Origin of the sequence: Nostoc sp. (assembly GCF_036919495.1) — a bacterium.
Classification (GTDB): domain Bacteria; phylum Cyanobacteriota; class Cyanobacteriia; order Cyanobacteriales; family Nostocaceae; genus Nostoc.
Window position 1 is genome coordinate 43,656 of sequence record NZ_JBALBZ010000079.1, and the last position, 18,172, is coordinate 61,827.

Annotated in this window: 12 protein-coding genes and 1 pseudogene; 7 read left to right on the plus strand and 6 right to left on the minus strand. The window is 43.4% G+C overall.

Going from position 1 to position 18,172, the window contains the following annotated elements:
- Positions 1–39 precede the first annotated feature (39 nt).
- The 5 genes from V7K25_RS10835 (at position 40) to V7K25_RS10855 (ending at position 6,919) form a co-directional block, all read left to right on the plus strand.
- Positions 40–1,536 (plus strand): MBOAT family O-acyltransferase, encoded by a 1,497-nt coding sequence (locus tag V7K25_RS10835; RefSeq protein WP_335157706.1) that lies wholly within the window; start codon positions 40–42, stop codon positions 1,534–1,536.
- Between the two features lie 466 nt (positions 1,537–2,002).
- The gene (locus V7K25_RS10840) at positions 2,003–3,412 is read left to right on the plus strand and encodes a sugar transferase (protein WP_335157708.1); all 1,410 of its coding nucleotides are present in this window, start codon (positions 2,003–2,005) and stop codon (positions 3,410–3,412) included.
- Positions 3,409–4,404: a UDP-glucose 4-epimerase GalE gene (gene galE, locus V7K25_RS10845; RefSeq protein WP_335157710.1), complete on the plus strand. Its 996-nt coding sequence runs from the start codon at positions 3,409–3,411 to the stop codon at positions 4,402–4,404. The genes V7K25_RS10840 and galE overlap by 4 nt, the downstream gene beginning before the upstream one ends.
- Positions 4,405–4,543: 139 nt before the next feature.
- On the plus strand, positions 4,544–6,259 hold the full coding sequence (locus tag V7K25_RS10850) for an S-layer homology domain-containing protein (RefSeq protein ID WP_335157712.1): 1,716 nt from the start codon (positions 4,544–4,546) through the stop codon (positions 6,257–6,259).
- A 78-nt stretch (positions 6,260–6,337) separates the two neighbouring features.
- On the plus strand, positions 6,338–6,919 hold the full coding sequence (locus tag V7K25_RS10855; RefSeq protein ID WP_335157713.1) for a hypothetical protein: 582 nt from the start codon (positions 6,338–6,340) through the stop codon (positions 6,917–6,919).
- 165 nt (positions 6,920–7,084) lie between these two features.
- Here the strand turns inward: V7K25_RS10855 and V7K25_RS10860 are convergent, their stop codons facing one another.
- Both V7K25_RS10860 and V7K25_RS10865 read right to left on the minus strand, forming a co-directional pair.
- Positions 7,085–7,213, minus strand: a complete 129-nt coding sequence (locus V7K25_RS10860) for a hypothetical protein (RefSeq protein WP_335157715.1) — start codon at positions 7,211–7,213, stop codon at positions 7,085–7,087.
- 120 nt (positions 7,214–7,333) lie between these two features.
- Positions 7,334–11,374 (minus strand): DUF2157 domain-containing protein, encoded by a 4,041-nt coding sequence (locus tag V7K25_RS10865; protein ID WP_335157717.1) that lies wholly within the window; start codon positions 11,372–11,374, stop codon positions 7,334–7,336.
- 392 nt (positions 11,375–11,766) lie between these two features.
- Between V7K25_RS10865 and argZ the strand changes: the two genes are divergently transcribed.
- Together argZ and V7K25_RS10875 are read left to right on the plus strand one after the other, a co-directional pair.
- Positions 11,767–13,878, plus strand: coding sequence for a bifunctional arginine dihydrolase/ornithine cyclodeaminase (gene argZ, locus V7K25_RS10870; protein ID WP_335157719.1), 2,112 nt, complete (start codon positions 11,767–11,769; stop codon positions 13,876–13,878).
- Positions 13,879–14,002: 124 nt separating this feature from the next.
- A complete protein-coding gene (locus tag V7K25_RS10875) occupies positions 14,003–14,518 on the plus strand; it encodes a DUF2085 domain-containing protein (RefSeq protein WP_335157721.1) in 516 nt (171 codons plus the stop codon).
- A 76-nt stretch (positions 14,519–14,594) separates the two neighbouring features.
- On the opposite strand, the gene V7K25_RS10880 is transcribed toward V7K25_RS10875, so the two are convergent.
- The 4 genes and pseudogenes from V7K25_RS10880 to V7K25_RS10895 form a co-directional block, all read right to left on the minus strand.
- Positions 14,595–15,266 (minus strand): hypothetical protein, encoded by a 672-nt coding sequence (locus V7K25_RS10880; protein WP_335157723.1) that lies wholly within the window; start codon positions 15,264–15,266, stop codon positions 14,595–14,597.
- A 319-nt stretch (positions 15,267–15,585) separates the two neighbouring features.
- Positions 15,586–16,392: pseudogene (locus V7K25_RS10885) on the minus strand (Rpn family recombination-promoting nuclease/putative transposase).
- Between the two features lie 206 nt (positions 16,393–16,598).
- The gene (locus V7K25_RS10890) at positions 16,599–17,471 is read right to left on the minus strand and encodes an S-methyl-5'-thioadenosine phosphorylase (protein ID WP_335157725.1); all 873 of its coding nucleotides are present in this window, start codon (positions 17,469–17,471) and stop codon (positions 16,599–16,601) included.
- A 464-nt stretch (positions 17,472–17,935) separates the two neighbouring features.
- Positions 17,936–18,064: a hypothetical protein gene (locus V7K25_RS10895; RefSeq protein ID WP_335157727.1), complete on the minus strand. Its 129-nt coding sequence runs from the start codon at positions 18,062–18,064 to the stop codon at positions 17,936–17,938.
- Between the last annotated feature and the right edge of the window lie 108 nt (positions 18,065–18,172).

Genomic DNA, 18,172 nt, shown 5'->3' on the forward strand with positions numbered 1-18,172 from the left:
TTGCCCCTTGCTCTTGGAGGCTTCTTCTTGTTTTGTCAAATGAGCATCCACTCGCTGGTGACAGGTTGGCTGCTCCTTGTTTCACTGATCTTTTACGGATATTGGGAGCCAAGATTCCTTTTACTGCTGCTAGTTAGTGTAGGTGTCAACTGGCTAATTGGCGAAGTCATAGTGCGTCTGCGATCTGACCTACCCGATAGTCAATCAATGACAAATGCTATCCGAGCAATGCTTTTCCTTGGTATTGCTTTAAATCTAGGGGCAATTGGCTATTTCAAATACATTAATTTCTTTATCGATATCATCAACAGTCTAGGTGCTTCGCTGGGGAAGATTAACGGCCTCGTCTTACCCTTGGGCATCTCCTTTTATACATTTGAGCAAATCACCTATCTGGTTGGCATCGCGCTCGGCAAAGGACGATCCTATGGCTTGCCTCAGTTTCTACTTTTTGTCACCTTTTTTCCCCATTTAATAGCTGGCCCTATTCTCAGCGCCAAAGAGTTGATACCACAGTTTCGCTCGCTCAACTATCGCTTTAATACTCGTAGTCTGGCTATCGGCTTTACAGTCTTTACCATTGGTTTGTTCAAGAAGACCGTCCTTGCTGATTCTGTTGCTGGCTATGCCACACCGATCTTTGAAGCGGCTGATAATGGTCAAGTTATCAGCTTCTTCCTTTCTTGGCAAGCTGCGATCGCCTACACGTTGCAACTCTACTTTGACTTTTCTGGTTACTCAGACATGGCGATAGGGTTGGCCAGACTATTCAATATTAAGCTGCCAATAAACTTCTTCTCGCCCTATAAGGCAATTGGCATTAGTGACTTCTGGCGACGCTGGCACATTAGCCTCTCACGCTTTCTGCGCCACTACCTTTACATCCCCCTTGGCGGTAGCCGCAAAGGTGAAGTACGTCGCTATCTGAACTTATTTATAACGATGCTTTTAGGCGGACTCTGGCACGGAGCTAACTGGACATTCTTACTCTGGGGTGGTTTACACGGTATCTATCTCTGCATAGATCGCGGTTGGCAGCAGTTTCTCAAGCAGCGCAACTGGAAACCTTCCGGTCGATTGAGCCGGATCGCAGCACAGGCGCTAACTTTCGTAGCTGTGGTTATCTCTTGGGTGTTGTTTCGAGCTGAAACTTTAGAGGGTGCAAAACGGATACTATGTGGTATGGCTGGTTTTGATGGCTTTATTCTGCCAGAGAGTTATGCGACGAAGTTGCAAATGCTCACTCGCTTTGGTATTGAGTTTGGCACTGTTGAAAACTTCGGCGATATACAGGCAGTAGCCATTATCTTGAGCTTATTAATAGCAGTTTTCCTATTGCCGAACGTTTATGAATTTATGAAAGGTGAGCCAGTTGCGTTAGATGTTTACCAACATTTGGATAATTTAGATAATAAAGCTACCCCTTGGTGGGGCTGGAAGCCGAAAATACTCTATGCTGTGTTGATAGGAATTTTGTTCTGTATTGGTGTAGGTTTCTGTAACAGTCGCAGTGAATTTCTTTACTTTCAGTTTTAGAGGAAAAAGCAGAGGTTGATATATAACTTGGCTTAATTAAAATATATTTTGGCTCAACCTTGAGCCAAGGATTAAAAGTTGTTAGCATTTATTGATGAAATTGCTTACGTATTTTTACTAGATATTTTTTAAGTGCAGTAAGTTTTTTTTAAGTAATTTTTCGGATTACAAAGACCTTAAGTAAAGATTATAAGTATTTTAATAGTTAAAAGTCCCAATAAATACTAAATTAAAAAGCTGATTGAGTATTTTTACGGTTTTTAACTGGTTGTAATATTTGGGAAATTAATAGTTAGATTTTAGACAACGTATAAAAGAGGTACACGAATAGTAAGCATCTGTGCGCCTCTACGAGTATCTAGTATCTGTATTCAGACCAAAGTTCTGAAAGCCGGAAGCCCCCGTTGAGACTTCTCTGTGTGGTTAATTACTTTTGCACTTTATCTATGCGGGAAAGGCTAGATTCATGAGCATCACCTTTTCTCAGAGCAATCAAGGAAATAAGTTACAACAAATCCAGAATATTCTGCCTATATTGCTTTTGGTGGGGGATATTCTTGGCTTAGTTCTCAGTTTCACTCTTGCCCTATGGTTGCGATTTGGTCAACCTATTGATGGTTTTGATCTGGTTTTTTATGGATTTTTCCTGTTAACTCTCGTGGGGCTTTATCTGACAAACTCTTACCAACCAGATACGCAAATTGCAGGTTTGCGAGCTCCGGCTCGTATTTTGATCAGCAATATGATAGTTGGTGGAATCACAGCTGCTCTAGTTTACTTAGCTGGTGCATGGGGACAACACCAGCTTTTTGGGCGGGGAATTTTGCTACCAAGTTTAGGGGTCTTTACAATCTGGGCAGTGATGTTGCGCCTGTTAGCAGTAAAGTGGGTGCGATCGCACACTCAACAGAGTCGTTGGCTAATGCTAGGTGCTAGCAAGACATCTCTTCAGTTTGGACAAATATTTCTAGAATCCAACTCATTAGGAAGATTGTTTATCTTATCAGAAACTAGTCAACATCCAACTCAGTTAATAGACAAACGGTTAAATCACGTAGGTAGTCTTAATGACTTACCTACCTGGATTCAACAGTCATGGTCAGGTGTGATAGTGGCAACCCAAATCGACTTGTCTGATGCAGACGTGCGGCAGTTAATGGATATACGGCTGAAAGGTATTCCAGTTTACAGGTTACTAGATGTTTGTGAAACCTTATGGTACAAAATTCCTTCATCCCTAGTCCAAGACAGTTGGTTAGTTTTTAGTGCTGGATTTAACTTGTTGCCTGCTGGCATCAGTCTCAAGCTGAAGCAGTTCATAGATATGATTGTTGCCACACTTTTACTCTTAATTTTTTCCCCACTCATGCTACTCATAGCATTGGTAATTAAGATAGATAGTCCAGGAGCGGTATTTTACACCCAGGTACGGACAGGTTTGCATGGCTTGCCATTTAAGGTTTATAAATTCCGCTCCATGTATCACGATGCCGAGAAACAGGGAGCGCAGTGGGCAAACAAAAGCGATCCTCGCATAACTAAAGTGGGACACTGGTTACGAATTATGCGAATTGATGAACTACCGCAAATTGTGAATGTGTTGCGGGGGGAGATGAGCCTAATTGGCCCGCGTCCAGAGAGACCAGAGTTTGATATCAAGCTCAAACAAGAAATTCCCTATTATGAGGTTCGTTATTTGGTCAAACCAGGAATCACTGGCTGGGCGCAGGTAATGTATCCCTACGGCGCTTCGATTGAAGATGCTTACGAAAAGTTGGCTTACGACCTCTATTACATCAAAAATTATTCCTTATGGTTAGACTTAGCGATCGCTTTTAAAACCGTTCGAGTTGTTTTGTTAGGTAAAGGTAGATGAACAAAAAAGTTTTAGTCACAGGTGGTGCAGGCTATATCGGCTCCCACGTTGTGCGGCAACTGGGTGAGGCCGGTTACGATGTAGTAGTGTACGATAACTGCTCTACAAGTTCACCAAAGGCAGTGCTACACGGTGAGTTGATTGTTGCCGATTTAGCTGATACAGATCGGCTTTATCAAATATTTGCCAAGCATCAATTTAGTGCAGTGCTGCACTTTGCCGCCAGTCTGATTGTGCCAGAATCGGTTACTCATCCCTTAGATTACTACGCCAACAACACCCGTAATACTCTGAATTTGCTTCGCTGCTGTAGTGTGATGGGTGTTAACAAAATTATCTTTTCGAGTACAGCTGCTGTTTACGGGCAACCTCAAGAAAATCCTGTCACCGAGCTTGCGCCAACACTGCCAATTAACCCCTACGGACGCTCAAAACTCATGAGCGAATGGCTCATTTCTGACTACGGGAAAGCTTCTCAATTGCGCTACGTCATTCTCCGGTACTTCAACGTCGCTGGAGCAGATCCCGCAGGTAGACTAGGGCAGATGTCACCGGAGGCATCTCATCTAGTGCGATCTGTTTGTGATGCTGCACTCAAGCGCAAACCGGGAGTACGAATTTTTGGCACTGATTTTCCCACACCAGATGGAACAGGGGTTCGGGACTATATTCATGTTGAAGACTTGGCAGCAGTTCACCTAGATGCTTTGTACTATTTGGAGCGAGGTCAAAAAAGCCAAATTTTCAACTGCGGTTATGGACACGGCTACAGTGTACGGCAAGTTATCGAACGGGTAAAGGCAATTTCTGGAGTAGATTTTCCTGTACTCGAAACTGATCGTCGCCCTGGAGACCCAGCCTGTGTCACCGCTAATGCAGATAAAGTCTGCAAAATCTTAGGCTGGAAACCAAAATATGACAACCTTGACCAGATTATACGCAGCACCTTGGCGTGGGAAATGCAGCGAGAAGGGCTAATACGTATTGCATAGATTCTAAAAACCAACGGCTATTTTTCAAATACCTTTTAACTTTCATAGCAAGCCTGTTAACAAACCGAAGTGAAGGCTGAAACTCTCAAGTATTTGCCAAGTATTCAGATTTAATTTCAGAAATAGAGCTATTTATATTATGCGGATTTGGAAAGTTGCAATTTGTACTTCAGCTACTTTAGTTGTTTATCAACTAGGCCATAGCGCTTATGCCACTTTGAGCAAGACTGCTACATCTGCAAGCATAAATCTCAAACCACCAGATAAAGCTCTTATCAGCCAAAGCTTTGCGGTGAAGGCTAGCCCTCCTCCAAGTAGCCCTATGACTGAAACTCAGTACTTGCAAGGGACTGAGGCTCGTCAATTAAGCGATCGCCTAACGGGGAAATTGCCAAATAATATCAGAACCCAGCAGCAGAATACAAGCACTAATGAAAGACTTAATCTGCCACTAAATAAGTCTCTTGTTGCTCAACAGACAAAAATACTATCAGATATCCAAGGTAATTGGGCGCAAAGTTTCATTGAACCTTTGATAGTACGGGGGATTATTCAAGGATTTCCGGATGGCACTTTCCGTCCAGACCAACCAGTAACACGCGCCCAATTCGCCACTATGCTTCAGAAAGGTTTTCCGAAACCTCCTGTTCGCAATGCTGTTCAATTTGTGGATATACCTGCCGATTATTGGGCTAACGACGCGATTCAAGCTGCTTACAAAACGGGTTTTATAGAGGGGTATCCAAACAATATCTTCAATTCTGACCAAAATATCCCTCGCGTTCAGATATTAGTTTCTCTGGTCAGTGGTCTGAATCTATCCGCAAACACAACAACGCCAACAGATTTAAATACTTATTTTCAGGGTGCATCTCAAATTCCTGACTATGCTCGTAAACAAGTTGCTGCTGCTATACAAAATCGTCTGATTGTTAATCATCCCGATGTTCAGGTGCTAAATCCGAATCAAGTAGCGACACGAGCAGATGTCGCAGCGTTAATCTATCAAGCTTTAGTCAAGGACGGAACTCTTCCGGCACTAACGACCTCTGAAACTGTAACTCAATATGTCGTAGAGTACAAACCACCACAAACCAACACTCCTGAAATAGCCCAAATTGAAGATTTGCGTCAACGTTTTCGCGTGCCATCAATATCTTCAAACAAACTGAGGCTAATTACGGGACTTCTAAATGTACCTGGCTCATCTGTTTCTAGCCCTACTGCTTTCGGTGCAGAATTTGGTGATGTTTTCGTGGGAGGTAGTTACCAAACGAGGGCGCGATTTACTAATATTGATGATGGTGGAGTCGTATTAGGGTTTGGTTTGGGAGAACAGCAAACAGTAGGTTTAGAAGTCGCTGTTTCTTCTTTTTCGACGTTGAGAGAAGGTTTTTTTAAAAACGGAGGTGTTAGCTTTAAGCTTCACCATTTGTTCCCTAATAATTTAGCGATCGCTTTTGGGGTAGAAAATGCAGTTACCTTCGGTTCTCCAGATGGGGGAAGCAGTGTTTATGGCGTTGTTAGTAAAACCTTCCAGTTGAAAAATGATCTTACCGAACCCTTTAGCGCTCTCACTGTATCATTAGGTTTGGGGGGGGGTCGTTTTCGTTCAGAATACGATGTTCAAAAAGGTATAGACTCTGTTAATGTGTTTGGCAGTGTAGCGCTAAGAGTAGCTCAACCGATATCGTTAATAGCAGACTGGACTGGTCAAGATTTGACAATCGGTACTTCTATCGCTCCCTTCCGAAATATTCCATTTGTGATTACTCCTGCTGTTAGTGATATTACTGGTAATGCTGGTGATGGTGCTAGATTTATTCTCGGTTTCGGTTTTGGCTACTCTTTCTAAATCCTCTTAAACACCATGATTAATATCAAATATTTTTCCTTTCGCCTGGGTCTAAGCTTTACTTTTGGAGCAGCTTTAATGCTTTTTCAAGTATCGCTACCAGCTCAAGCCCAAACTGGTAACCAGTCAGATGTCACTGGTGCGATCGTTACAACTAGCGACATCGTAGGCGGTACTTTTACCCAGCCTTCTCAAGGAGGAAGCGTTCAAGCAGTATTTCCCAGCAGCGTGCAGGCTATTGTCAACCAAACCGCTCTTGATGTAATCGGTCGACTGAATGTAAATAGCTTAACTTCACCATTAGGTAACTCTATTCCTTCTGAGACACAACAGAATTTATTAAGTGTTCTAACAACATCAAGGTCATTACAAGAGAACGCCAACAGTAGGCTGATGAACTCTTTAAGTAGCGTTCAGGGTGGGCCTATAGGGAACCAAGTTCAACAATTAGTGAATAGCTTGCAAGGTTTGGTAACAATTAGTCCAGCTAGTGTAACTACGTTACCAAATGTCCAAATTAATCCAACTAAATTAATCGCAGCAGTAAAAAATTACAATGATTTAATTGATAATAGCTCTGAACAGTTTCTAAATAATCCACCGCCTGAACTACTAGGTATTCAATCGATACTATTGCAATTGACAAAAGCTTTATCGTAATTTGTGATACTGGGGCGGAGTACAAGCTCGTCTGGTGTTTTCCCCCTTGCTCCCTGCCCCCTGCTCCCCTGCCTCTTTTGACGCCCGCCGTAGCGTATTTGGTTCAGTTTGGTGTAATCCAGTACGGATATTCGTTGCAACAGTAATAAGTTTCGCTAAAAATTTTCAGGACTTACGCAACTGGCACAGTGCGATCGCATTCTTGTAGTAGTTAAGTGTTACAAGAAAGTGGCGTTTCCAAAGGGGATTACTGAAATTAGTAACATCAAAAGTCTGAAAGTTTGTCGAGTTCATGAGTTTAAAGCAAGGAATCAGCCCAGTTTCACTATCAGGATACTTTTCCTAAAATTGATGTGCAGAGCGAAGACTTTTGATTTCCCCCAAGGGGCTGATTTCTGCCTTGCGGTACTACGCCTATTCCCATGATTGAAATTCATCAATAGCGCTACGAATTAAGGAAGTTATTTGAGCGCGACGGGTTTCAAAGTTAGCGGCGATATAAATCAGTAGAATGCCAACTAGCAAGCCAACAACCCATTTTAAAAAGGAGTACTGCAAACTAAAAATGACTGATTGATAGATTGTAGTGATAAAAAAAGTGGCTGTACCAATATAGAGAAAAGCTCTCACTCGCAAAGCTAATCCGGCAAAAATGGCGATGAGGCTGAAAATTCCAGGTATCCAGGCTGGATTTTGATCAAATAAAATTGCCCACCCACAAATTAAACCACTACCTAGCACTCTCAGAATATGGCGAGTTGATTTGTACTCTGGTAGCTTCAGTTGGGTATCTACTTGAGCAATATAAAGTAGTGATAATCCAATTGGCGTTACATACCATAAAGCATCAGTTAGGCGTAAGGAATCAAACCAACGGTAAAGTGCCCAATCAATCAACGCCACACTAACATAAGTGAAACGGATGTTTTCACCCACCTTTGCAAGGAAAATGTAAAATCCAGCTGCGAGTAGCAAGGTAATGGGGTAAGTTTGCAGTCTAGTTTCCCATAAAATTATCAGTGGTATGATACAGGCGGCTTGCTGCCAAGGTCTTTTAGACCAACCCCAACTTTCCCAAGGCAGAATATATAGAAAATAGGCTACCACACAAGCGATCGCACCGTTCCAAGGAACTAACGGCCCAGCCCAAAATTTTCCCACTGCTGTCTCGCGCCAATAAACCCTCATCCCGGCTACCTCTAATAAGCCAAGGTAAACCCACATTTCGGCTATTGTGATTCCTCCAAAAATGCTGGGGGAAGTGGACGAATTTCGTCCCTGAAAGATGGCATAGCGAATCAAAAATACCCCCGTTCCCAATCCCAGTAAACGGTTAACTCCAATGGGAAGAGGAATCGCAGTCATTAATAAACAGCTACTCCAAGCCCAGTGAATATGGGCAATTCCTTTCAGTTCTTGAGGAGTCAGCCGTAAGTAGCTTACTAACCAAGGCGACAGGATACGGTAAGCATACATAATACTTGCACCAAGGGCTGACATGGCAATCAATCCATCACCTAATGCTCCTCCTGAAGCTTGTGACATTTGATAGAACAAAAGTTCATAGGCAGAAATTGATACGCCAATAATTCCTAAGTACAGCAGGGGTTTAAAGTCTTCGCGGCGTCGCCCCACGCCAATGATAATTAAAGCTACACCTAAAGAATACAAACCAGTCCATTCGGTGAAGGTGTTCACACGCAGCAATACACTGAATGCAGCATAAATTAATGGCAAAATATGAAAACTGCTAGGAAGTCTTTCTAATTGATGTCGTCGCCGCCACCACTCACCGACAAGTTGAGCGGTTAAACCTAAAGCAATATTTGCGATCGCAATCTTAACTATCGATCGTTCCCCAAATCCCAACACTTGGGCAGTTAACAATTCCAAAGACCAACCGATGCCATAAAATGCCCAATTTGTCGGTTCTCGCCAACTGCGATAAACAATAGCTGTCACGGTGATTGCAGTGGCAGCTAAGTACAAAAATCCAGAAGTAATAAACCCTGAGTAAATTAGTATTGAGTGTACCGTTAAACCAAACAACTCAAAACCACACAAGGCAATCGCCCATTTATCACTGGCGGCTGCATATATAATTGCTAATTCGTTACCGCGTCGGTTCAAAACTGTCCGTGTTAACCATAAAATTAGGATTGCGATCGCTCCGACGACAAACCAACCTGATAGCGTGAGGCGAGGTAAGCTAGGTACACCTGTCCATAACAGCGCCACAATGAAACTCAGAAGAAATCCTTCTGTAATTACCGCAGATATTTGATTTCGCAAATAGCGCGTATTTGCAAACATCAATCCCGTACCCACGGCCAAACCAATTAATCTGGTTTCTGGTAGCTGTAAAGTCAATAGCTGGGCAACTCCCACAGCCAATACACTCAAGTAACGGCTAGTAAGGCGACGCTCTATAATTGTGACATTGGCAACACCCGTGAGAGCTATAGGCGTAACTAGCCATAAGACTCCCCAAAGAGCTTGTCCATCAGCTATGCCATACCAAGATGATTCTGCATTCATCCACAATAGGAAAAAACTAGCGGCGGCTAATCCTAAACCAATGTCCCAGGCACTACGTCGCCATAGTCCTTCGCTTAAACTAAATACCCATTCTGCAACCATCAGAGCTAATAAAATACTTGCCCAGACTTGATGATTCAGGGTTGGTAATAACCAATTAATGGTAAAGCAAAAAGTCAGCACTCCCATGATGTGAGTTAGATATATCAGGGGAAGGGATGCAGGGGAGCGGCGTTGAGTGACGAATGCCAGAGTAATTGTAGAAAATAGCAGATTTAGCGATCGCAATGCCGGATTTACTATAGCGATTGTTGTTAAAAAAGCTCCAAATAAGAGGGTGAGCAGTTCGCCAAATTTAGCCAATTCTCGTTTTTCGGTGCGATGCAGACTATCTGTGAGCGCCACCATCAAAATTATGTAGGGGAATAAAGCTATACTTAGCAACGCCCAAGGTTCATTTTGAGAATTAGTTAGTTGAGTACCAGTTGCGATCGCTAATTTCTGTAAGTTATCAGGTACTAATCGCCAACCTAACCAAATCGTCTGCAACCCAATGACGAAAACTGCTGCAAAGTCTACCTTGAAACTGTACTGCCGCAGACGACTTCCCACAAACCACAAACCCAAACCACTTACAGCTATTGCTTGCCAAGGATAATTTACTACCGAAACCAGCCAACCCAAGAAGAGTAGAGTGCCGCCCAGTCTTTCCCAGAGTAAGAGGGATGAAGGGAATGGGGGAGATGAGGGAGATGAGGAGAATATTACTTTTGCTCCCCCTACTCCCCCTGCTCCCCCTGCTCCCCCTACTCCCCCTGCTTCCCCTACTCCCCCTGCTTCCCCTACTGCCCCTGCCCCCTGCCCCCTGCCCCTTGCCCTCCCCTGCTCTGCTAGCCAAGTTACTAGCCAGCCACAAATACCTATAGCTAACCCCAACTGCGTGACATCTACCCGGACAACAAAAATTGCCCGCACTAGCAGCACTATCAAAGCATAAATAATTACAGTGGCAGCTAAACTAATACTTGCTCGGCGGCGTAGGCGTAGCCCGTCGTAGACATCGCGCCGATCTTCTTCACTGATAAAATTAGGCTGTTGGTAATTGTGATAAACGGTAATAATAGTTGTGCCGATCATTGCCACATAAACGGCAATCAAGGGAAATCCTGGTAATTGCCAACCCCAATGTAGATAACTCAGCCCCAGAATATTTATTAGAGGTAATTTGCCAGTAAGTAAATTGGGAAAAATACTGCGATTTTTAGAGAGTAGAACAGTTATAGCAGTAAGAGTAGGAAAGGCGATCGCAACTACAATCCAATCTAAAGGATTTTGCCACAATCGAAAGCTATCCATTGCCCAAAAGTTTACTGGCACTAACAAAAGGGTGACAATCAGCAATGTCTGAGCCGTCAATCTAAGGTTGCTTTGCCTAGTTGCCCAAAAGCTTAATCCCCAGAAAGTCAAAGTATAAGCAAATAAAACTCCATACTGTCCAGAGGCCGGAAACCTCTCCCACTGACTCGCAGCCAGTACCCCAGAGGACACTACTACCAAGAATACCCCTAGAAAAAGCAGCCAACGCACACTCAGTTCTGCCCCCAAGGACTGCAACATTGTGCTGATAAAGTTGGGTTTAGCTTGTTTTTGCTCTGGTTGTCTACGGCTACTAGATTGTAAAGCTACTACAGGCAACTGCTGCACGGGACTAGAAGTTACAAAAGCTACCTTTGTTTCGGCTTCGGGCTGGGGTTGCAACACCACCGTACACACCAAGAATTCTCGGCATAGCTGCTTAACTTGGGCATCGGATATCAAACCTAAGCGCAGCCATATATCTAGCCCTTCTAATAAATGAGGATGGGAGGATGGCAGTCTGATTTCAAATTTTAGCGGGCGCTCAAGGGGCGATGACATAAGCGGCAGCAGTATATGTATATACTTAATTTTTCATCTAATTAAAGTATATTTTGGCTCTAATTGTGCCACTTATTGGGCTAATTGATATTAATTTTTAACCTACGAGCAATATTTAAAGGGCAGGGGGCAGGGGAGGCAGGGGAGGCAGGGGGCAGGGGAGGTAGGGGGGCAGGGGAAGCAGGGGAGGCAGAGGAGGCAGGGGGAGAATATTAATGACCAATGACTAATGACCAATTACCATCTTCCAGTAATAGAATTAATAGTGAACCTTTTGTAAAGCCTTCAACTATCAAAAGATAGAAGCTCTAGTAACAGATTCTACCGAATGTCAGTAAATCGAAAATCTGTATCCCAAATAAGCTAGTATATAAAACGCTTGTAAGATTTTTATGACTTCCCGTATTCGCTTTTTGATGTGCCCTCCTGACCACTACGATGTAGACTATGTGATTAATCCTTGGATGGAAGGGAATATTCACAAGTCATCGCGCGATCGCGCCGTGGAACAGTGGCAGGGACTACACCAGATCCTTAAACAACACGCCATTGTAGACTTAGTACCACCTGAAAAAGGTTGGCCAGATTTGGTTTTTACTGCCAACGCTGGCTTAGTACTGGGGACTAATGTCGTCCTCAGTCGCTTTTTGCACAAAGAACGTCAGGGAGAGGAGCCTTTCTTCAAACAATGGTTTGAGGCAAATGGTTATACAGTTAATGAACTTCCCAAAGATTTGCCCTTTGAGGGAGCAGGGGACGCACTGCTGGATCGAGAAGGACGCTGGTTATGGGCGGGATACGGTTTCCGCTCAGAATTAGATTCTCACCCTTATTTAGCTAAATGGCTGGATATTGAGGTGCTATCCCTGCGACTCATAGACGAACGTTTTTATCACTTGGATACCTGTTTTTGTCCCCTAGCAAATGGCTATTTGCTATACTATCCAGGCGCTTTTGATTCTTATTCCAACCGCTTAATCGAAATGCGAGTCGCACCCGAAAAGCGAATTGCACTTGAAGAGGCTGATGCAGTCAACTTCGCTTGTAATGCGGTGAATGTAGATAGCATCGTCATCATGAACAAGGCGAGTCATGTTTTGAAAACCCGCCTTGCAGATGCCGGTTTCCAAGTGCTGGAAACACCGCTTACCGAATTTCTCAAAGCTGGCGGTGCGGCTAAATGTTTAACTTTGCGGGTAACAGAACCAGTTAGAGATGAAATTCATGCCAATGTCTCGGTAGAAAGCCGTGTCATTCGCATGGAGGGACACTTGCTCGATGCAGGCTTAATTAACCGCGCTTTGGATTTGATTATAGACGCTGGAGGAAGCTTCAAAGTCCTAAATTTTAACTTAGGAGAACAGCGCCAAAGTACCTCAGCCGCAGAGGTTAGGGTATCAGCGCCATCCCATGAGGTGATGGAAGAAATCATCTCAATGTTGATTGATTTGGGTGCTGTAGATTTACCCCATGATGAGCGAGACGCGAAACTGGAGCCGGTAATTCAAGACGGCGTTGCACCTGATGATTTCTACGTTAGTACAATTTATCCCACCGAAGTCCGAATTAATGGCCAGTGGGTGAAGGTGGAAAATCAACGGATGGATGGCGCGATCGCAATTACTAAAACTACCAATGGCTTTGTTGCTCGGTGTAAAATACTACGCGATTTAAAAGTTGGCGAACAGGTAATTGTAGACGTGCTAGGTATCCGCACCATCCGCAAAACTGAATCGCGCGAACTCCGCAGCACCCAAGAATTCAGCTTTATGTCGGCAGGGGTTTCCAGCGAACGGCGCGTGGAATTGGTTGTTGAGCAAGTAGCTTGGGAATTGCGAAAAATCCGCGATGCTGGTGGTAAGGTAGTTGTCACGGCTGGCCCGGTGGTGATTCACACTGGTGGCGGTGAACATTTGGCGCAACTGGTTCGGGAAGGATACGTGCAAGCGTTGCTCGGTGGTAATGCGATCGCAGTTCACGATATCGAGCAAAATATCATGGGCACTTCCTTGGGTGTAGACATGAAGCGGGGTATCGCTGTGCATGGTGGACACCGCCATCACCTGAAGGTAATTAATAGTATCCGCCGTTATGGCAGCATTCCCAAAGCTGTAGAGGCGGGGGCAATTAAAAGTGGCGTGATGTATGAGTGTGTCCACAATAATGTACCTTTTGTGCTTGCGGGTTCGATTCGGGATGACGGGCCTTTGCCTGATACCGTAATGGATTTGATTCAAGCACAGGAGGAATATGCAAAACACTTAGAAGGTGCGGAGATGATTTTGATGCTGTCATCGATGCTGCACTCCATTGGCGTAGGAAATATGACTCCGGCGGGGGTGAAAATGGTGTGTGTGGATATTAATCCAGCTGTGGTAACTAAGTTAAGCGATCGCGGTTCTGTGGAATCGGTGGGTGTAGTGACAGATGTGGGATTATTCTTGAGTCTGTTGATTCAGCAGTTGGATAAGTTGACAAGTCCTTATGTTAATAAGGTAGGTTAGGAGAACGTAGACGTAAAACGGTGAGCCAGTCCGGTGGACGGGTTCCCCGGCATAAAGGAACTGGCGAACCCGTAGGGCTTCCCGCAGGATACCGCGAAGACGCAAAGGACGCAAAGAAAGGAAAATGACAAGAGTAGCTTTCATTGAATTGCAGGTTAATTGGGTTAGTTTGATTGCTGATTTCTTGTTGGTAGGGATGGTTTTTGGCCCACCTATCGCTCCCTTTTTGGCTGCGTCTGGAGTGTCTTTGCTTCCTGGGATTGCGGACATCATTTATTTCATGGGTAATCATGTATGTCCGCAACCAGATATGGGGTTAGATTTAGCACCACCGTTTATTATGGCTGTGTGTATGCGGTGCTACGGTACTGTAACGGGCTTGCTGATTACTCGTCTGTTGTATGGGGTAACTGGTGGTAATGGTTTTTACTGGTTAAGTCAGTATGGCTGGAGTGGTGTGGCTTTAGCTAGTGTGCTAATGATGGCTTATCCTTTGGAATTAGCAGCACAGATTTTCGATTTGTGGAGTTTTAATAACTATCTGGTTACGCCTTTTGGGTTAATTACGGGTTTGGCGTGGGGATTGTTTATTATGCCGATTTTGCACGGATGGCGAGGTGTTAAAACTAGCTTACGTTAATTTTGGAAACGTTGCATTGCAAAGTCTCTACTGAAGAGTATTGGTATAGTTCTCCCTTTTTTAATGAGTTAGGAAATTAAGCCTTAACTGAACCATATTGATTTACAGGACTAGGAGCTAATTTATGTTTACGCTTGCGCCGTAAGCCTAAACTTAATGCTCCAAAAGTTAATGCACCCAATGCAAAATTAGGTTCGGGAACACTGGCAATAGTAGACTTATTTTCGTTTGTAAGGCCATTCCAGCCGCCAAACTCGTACAACTCTAACCGATAGCTAAACAAACCGTCTGAATCACCAATAAATTGCAGAGGTGCTGAAAATTTCAGCACAGTGCCATCAAGGCTGTATGGTACTGAACCACGGATGTTACCCCAGCCTCCTGAATTTGGTTCCGATGGGCCAACTGAGAAGACATCACGTATCCGAATATCACCTGCAACGTGAATCTCTTCTCCGCGAATAATTGACTCAAGTTCACTATAGTATGGAGAGCCTCTAAATATAGGGAATTCCCCATCTGCTTCAACATAGTATTGGAAAGAGTCGGCTTGTCTATCAAATTCATCAACTGTGAAAAAGTCCGGCGCTCTATTAAAATTTATAGTAAATAAAACTTCTTTGGCATCAAGATTTACCACAGCTGACTCTGATTTAACTAATAGTACTGCTTGCGCTATTTGCCCTGTGCCCAAGGCAATTAAAGCTGCACCAAGCATAGACACTGGTAACTTTTGTGCAAATGTCATATAAATTAACTTTTTAACCGTAGCATGACATCAGAATAGTACAGCAACTGACATATTAATTAAAAGTTATTACAGTAATTTCACTGAAAATTTATGCTAATGTTACATAATTTTAACAAATATCGAACTACCTCAGGAAATGCGATGCCAAAGAGTTCCTTAGCAAGGTAAAGACGGGGAGACACAAAGAGATTTTAGTAATGAGCGATCGCCTGTATGATTTCAGATAATAGTGCCACAGCTACGCCCGTAGTAGCGATCGCTGTTACTCTAATTTAAGTAACTATTCTGACTCGGAAAATTCCCCAATTCTGCTGTACTAACCTTGATTTTGCGCTAACCAAGCTTCTAAATCAGTTAAACTCGAAAAATCAAGTAAAGCTTCTGCTAAATTATCCAACTGTGTTGAGTCTAAAGCTTGGATTTTCAATAGCTGTGCAGGTGGAACAGTTCCGACTTTACGGCGAAGTAGTCGGATAACAATCGATAAAGCTTTTTCCTGCTGGATATCCTGATAAATTACAGACTCGCGCATAGCATCACTCCGTAATAACCTTTTAATCAGTTCCTTGTTTAATACTAACCCTAAGATTTGACTGCCGTTGACGCAGCAATATTACTTTGTGTTCGGGTATCGTTTATTTGCTCAATAGCTTCAGCAACCTGTTGTAATGTTCGCGTTTTATCCTCAGTTTGACTGAGGGTTGCAAACGGTAACAAACCAGGAGTATTTAAAAATATCTCACTTGGTTGTTCCCAAAGACGAATGACTCCAAATTCATGACGGGTATTTTCTAAAACAAAAGCTGTCTGTTGGACTAATTCAGATGTTGTGGGTTGCAGGTAAATGACAACTTGATGCATCCGCTTTTGGGGAAATCTGCGATACACCCTTAATCGATAATCAGTCATCCGAAAGGGAATTTCGGTTTTTGCTTCGGTTTGAAATTCGATATGCAGAACAATTTCATCTGACTGTAACAGAATTAACGCATCTGCTCGAATCGGTTCGAGGGATAATTCTGATGGACTGAGTTGGGTAAGTGCAATAGATTCGCCAAGTAACCAGGTGGCGAAATCGGCTGAAAATGACTCTGCTAATAAAGCGACAGACGTTATCAAACATAGATGGGTATTATATCAGCGAGGTCTTGTCTGTCATTTGTCATTAGTTATTTTGTAAGAATTCAGGAGACGCGATTAATCGCGTCTGTACAAAAATTAGAAATCAGAATGGCTGGCAAATCAAGGGTAGTAAGGCTGCTTAATTTTTTTCAAATTATAAAATTGGGGTTTCCAAGTCTTATAAATTCTGGATTCTGAATTCTTATATTACAAATACTTCTGCAACAATAACCCTAATTTTTCCTTCGTCGTCGCTGGTGCTTTATCCAACTGAGTCAAAATTGCATACTGTAACGCCGAATGCGCCTCACTCGGCGGTGGATTTTTACTTAACCGCCGCACAGTTTCTTGAATCACTTTTTGAGCATTCACAGCATTCCGCAGCAAATTGCCAATTACCAATTCCACCGTCACACTGTCATGGTCTGGATGCCAACAATCATAATCTGTCACCAGCGCTAAAGTTGAGTAGGCAATTTCGGCTTCCCTTGCCAACTTCGCCTCTGGTAAATTTGTCATCCCAATGATTGTTGCACCCCAACTGCGGTAAAGATTCGATTCCGCCTTGGTAGAAAAAGCTGGCCCTTCCATGCACACATAAGTACCGCCGCGATGGAGAGTAACTTCTGGTAAATTGAGAGATGCGATCGCATCTGCCAACACACTAGCCAAGTTCTTACAAATTGGATCGCGAAAAGCAATGTGAGCAACAATTCCCTCACCGAAAAACGTTGAAATTCGATTTTTCGTTCTGTCAATAAACTGATCTGGCACCACCATATCCAGTGGTTTCGCCTCTTCCTTCAAGGAACCCACAGCACTAGCTGAAATTAAATACTTCACACCCAATTGCTTCATCGCATAGATATTAGCGCGAAACGGTAACTCAGAGGGTAACAGCGTGTGATTGCGCCCATGACGCGCCAAAAAAGCTACCCTTGTACCATCCAAAGCCCCCAAAATCAAAGCATCAGATGGTGAACCAAAGGGGGTTTGGATATGCACCTCTTCTATATCTTTGAGTGCGTCCATTTTATACAGACCACTACCACCAATAATCCCAATACTAGCTTGAGCCATGATCCTGAACCTGTTCCTTGCTGATCTGCTAAGTTATTTTACCGAAAACGGGAGTAGCAGAGAATCCAACAAAGAAAGCGATTGTATTTCGTGCCGCTAACACTATTGAATTATTACCCATTAAGGGACTTCCAACTAAAAAAATATCCCATCGCATTTAGGGCAGGGGAGCAGGGGGCAGGGACCAGGGGGAAAAACAGTAGTGTTGAGTCCAGAAATTGGGATAATTTATTTTTTGGAGTTCCCTAACTGTCAGTTTACGCTAATTGAAGTGCGGAATGTGAGTTATAAGGGCAAGGTTTTGGCTGTTTAATGCGTGCTTTATTTCCGCCGCACTAGTAGTCTGTCAAGAAATAATTGACGGATAGATTTCCTGTAGAGACGGCGATTTATTGCGTCTCCCTAATCGTCAAAATGAATTTGACAGACCACTAGACGATAAACATGGGAGCATTCGGGCATTTTTAATGAGTTATTTTTTGATGCAGTGTGAAAACGTGGAATTTAGATTTTAGGCGTTGCTGAATCATGGGATGATTTCGCCCAATTTGGAACCAATTATCAATGGTTTCACCCGCAAGTTCATCTCGCATTTATGCAATGCCAGATTTTATAAGGTTTTGAAAATTGTCTTGAGAAATCTGGGGTTAGCAATCCGATCGCAGTTTTTCAATTTGACCTCTCACTACGGGTGAGCAGTA

Coding starts and splice junctions, on each gene's coding strand:
- V7K25_RS10860 (WP_335157715.1), bottom strand. CDS start 7,213: ATGAACTCGACAAACTTTCAGACTTTTGATGTTACTAATTTCAGTAAT.
- V7K25_RS10835 (WP_335157706.1), top strand. CDS start 40: ATGAGCATCCACTCGCTGGTGACAGGTTGGCTGCTCCTTGTTTCACTG.
- V7K25_RS10895 (WP_335157727.1), bottom strand. CDS start 18,064: ATGCGAGATGAACTTGCGGGTGAAACCATTGATAATTGGTTCCAAATT.
- V7K25_RS10840 (WP_335157708.1), top strand. CDS start 2,003: ATGAGCATCACCTTTTCTCAGAGCAATCAAGGAAATAAGTTACAACAA.
- galE (WP_335157710.1), top strand. CDS start 3,409: ATGAACAAAAAAGTTTTAGTCACAGGTGGTGCAGGCTATATCGGCTCC.
- V7K25_RS10855 (WP_335157713.1), top strand. CDS start 6,338: ATGCTTTTTCAAGTATCGCTACCAGCTCAAGCCCAAACTGGTAACCAG.
- V7K25_RS10850 (WP_335157712.1), top strand. CDS start 4,544: ATGCGGATTTGGAAAGTTGCAATTTGTACTTCAGCTACTTTAGTTGTT.
- V7K25_RS10865 (WP_335157717.1), bottom strand. CDS start 11,374: ATGTCATCGCCCCTTGAGCGCCCGCTAAAATTTGAAATCAGACTGCCA.
- V7K25_RS10890 (WP_335157725.1), bottom strand. CDS start 17,471: ATGGCTCAAGCTAGTATTGGGATTATTGGTGGTAGTGGTCTGTATAAA.
- V7K25_RS10880 (WP_335157723.1), bottom strand. CDS start 15,266: ATGACATTTGCACAAAAGTTACCAGTGTCTATGCTTGGTGCAGCTTTA.
- V7K25_RS10875 (WP_335157721.1), top strand. CDS start 14,003: ATGACAAGAGTAGCTTTCATTGAATTGCAGGTTAATTGGGTTAGTTTG.
- argZ (WP_335157719.1), top strand. CDS start 11,767: ATGACTTCCCGTATTCGCTTTTTGATGTGCCCTCCTGACCACTACGAT.